Here is a 2,278-nt window from a genome sequence, read left to right on the forward strand (position 1 = left end):
GCTCCAGAAGGAAATCGGGAGCACAGCATCGGGCATCAGGTAAGCGCTTTGAATGTGGGGTTCATGGAGCACTTACGCAATAGTAACAAATCACCATCAATTAAAACAGTACTTAAATCCATAAAATTCTTTCTGGCTGCGGCAATTCTTTGGCGCTTATTACTTACTATGATCGTCTATCTTACGCATACGCCGACAGCGAAATATCTATCATCCCAATATGATGCGTTTTGTCCTTTTACGCCGCTGTAAGATTTCAAGCTGTAACCTGCCGGGCACACGGGTACGCAAGTTCTATAGTTATTCATTACACAGTTTGCAACTACAAAATCCTGCGCCTGTCCGATTCCCTTCCAAATACCGGATTGGCAAGAAAGTATTGCACCGGTGCTTGTCCTTGCTATGGCCCCAGTCTTTGGACAGAAAGTGTTTTCCTGTACGACCTTTTGCAAAGAAATCCCGTCTTGGAAGGTTCCTTCACCACTGAACTGCGACTCACCATTCACCCTCAACTGGCTAACCTCTGCCAATCCACTAATGGCGGCATTGACCGCTTCAACTCGGCCAGCCTGTAACAATCCAGTGATTGCAGCATTGACCGCCTCAATTCGGCCAGCCTGGGCCAATCCACTGATGGCAGCACTGACCGCTTCAACTCGGCCTGCTTGTGCCAACCCACTGATAGTGGCATTGACTGCTTCAATTCGGCCGACCTCCTTAATGTCGTAGTTGCCTAGCAGCAGGTTGGTTTTCATCCTATTTAGCTCGACGTTTTGCTCTGCTACGCGCGATAACTTCGCATCGTTAGCTGTCTCAGAACCGGGTATCCCAATGGTGCTTCGGATTCTGTTTTGAGATGCGTTAACGATCGAAGTCCCCGGCAGGTTATTTGCCAGCACTCCATCCCAGTCTTCAACGATGGACTGGTCGACACTGAACGTCCAAGCCGTGCAGGACGTGGAGACAGCGTTGTTGTATTTGTTCACCTCCAGGCCTGGGGGCAGCATTGCCGGTGATTGGCTCACCATTTCAGAAATGGCATTGATACAGGAGGCGCCACCAGGCCATGCGCCCTTGGACAGCCTGTAGGCTCTGGCTGCGTCCAGGATGGCTTGAGTATTTTCAGTTGTTACTCGCGAACGGTTCCGGTTGATCTCTTCCATGTATCTAGGCACAGCAGCGACAGCGAGCATGGCCATAATCGCAAGTACAATCGTTAGTTCTAGAAGCGAGAAGCCCGCTTGCCGACCCATTGAGCCACGCATTTCATCCCCTCCGCAAAAATTCAGTTGTCCTGAAGCTTACCTCTGTAAACCCTTACATTCGTGCGAAAACAGGGAGCTGAAATTCCGGAAGCGGCGGACTCCGAGCAGGGCGAATGATGGTATTTCGACACACGACGAAGATCCGACTCCCCGAGGCTCGCCAGCCTCAGCACGTTTAGGTTGTCTTCGATGTCAGCCAGCTTGATCTTACGCGCCAGCGGGTGTAGACAAATCCGTTCGATGAAGTCCGCGTAGTTCTCTCCACGTCGACGGCTCAAGATGACGACGGCCTCGACTACGATCTCCGGAAAGCCTTCGTTGAGTAGATCCTCCGCGGTGGTGTCACTGTCCTCGGTCACATCGTGGAGAAGAGATACCGCTTGCTCGAATGGGTCAGTGAATCTGGCCATCAGACGCAGTGGATGCAAGATATAAGACATGCCGGCCTAATCGACCTTCCCCATATATGCGCTCAGCGCACGCTGTAGCGCCATTTCAATCAAAACCATCTCGATCCTCTTCCTTCCTAGGGCCAGCCTGAGGGGCTGGGACAACACCCGCTAGACGGCTGTAGACAGTGATTCTACTGGCTAACACCTGCTTCATTCATGCGCGCCAGCGCCTGCTGGATCACGGGCTCGAATCCCCAGGACTTGGTGTAATCCACGACCATCCTGGAAGGCGATTCGCCCCAATCCAGGTGAATCAGCGCAGTGTTGCTGCCGTTCTTCAACAGCCGAATCACCGGTGGGTCGCAGCAAATAATCTTTTCCTGGACCTTCGTTGCGCCGGGGGTGTACAGCCATTCGCTACCTTGCAGTACCTCATGCGGAAGCCAGCCAGATTCTGCCAAGTGCGTTAGGAGCACACTCAACGCAGAGGTGTTCTGCAGGACCGCGGGCTTGCCCCTGAAACTATCAGCAACCATCTTTTCCCCTAAGGAAGGTCTGAAAAAGACTTCCCGAATCTGGTGAAATACGCCGATCCCGCCAGCCGAGTTTTTCCATGAAGCA

Annotated in this window: 3 protein-coding genes and 1 pseudogene; all 4 read right to left on the reverse strand. The window is 52.5% G+C overall.

Going from position 1 to position 2,278, the window contains the following annotated elements; genetic code table 11:
* Nucleotides 1-176 precede the first annotated feature (176 nt).
* On the reverse strand, nt 177-1,163 hold the full coding sequence (locus ACGLHT_RS29900; RefSeq protein WP_274121241.1) for a hypothetical protein: 987 nt from the start codon (nt 1,161-1,163) through the stop codon (nt 177-179).
* 18 nt (nt 1,164-1,181) lie between these two features.
* Nucleotides 1,182-1,265: pseudogene (locus tag ACGLHT_RS29905) on the reverse strand (prepilin-type N-terminal cleavage/methylation domain-containing protein); the annotation flags it as partial.
* A 20-nt stretch (nt 1,266-1,285) separates the two neighbouring features.
* Nucleotides 1,286-1,705, reverse strand: a complete 420-nt coding sequence (locus tag ACGLHT_RS29910) for a GTP pyrophosphokinase (protein ID WP_274121240.1) — start codon at nt 1,703-1,705, stop codon at nt 1,286-1,288.
* A gap of 143 nt (nt 1,706-1,848) precedes the next feature.
* Nucleotides 1,849-2,278: hypothetical protein (locus ACGLHT_RS29915; RefSeq protein ID WP_394520764.1), on the reverse strand; the 430-nt coding region annotated here is incomplete at its 5' end.

It is taken from the genome of Pseudomonas sp. PsB, assembly GCF_043658375.1.
GTDB lineage: Bacteria > Pseudomonadota > Gammaproteobacteria > Pseudomonadales > Pseudomonadaceae > Aquipseudomonas > Aquipseudomonas putida_Z.

What these genes read in the sequence shown, in the direction of transcription:
- ACGLHT_RS29900 (WP_274121241.1), bottom strand. Translation starts at nt 1,163, where the DNA reads ATGGAAGAGATCAACCGGAACCGTTCGCGAGTAACAACTGAAAATACT.
- ACGLHT_RS29910 (WP_274121240.1), bottom strand. Translation starts at nt 1,705, where the DNA reads ATGTCTTATATCTTGCATCCACTGCGTCTGATGGCCAGATTCACTGAC.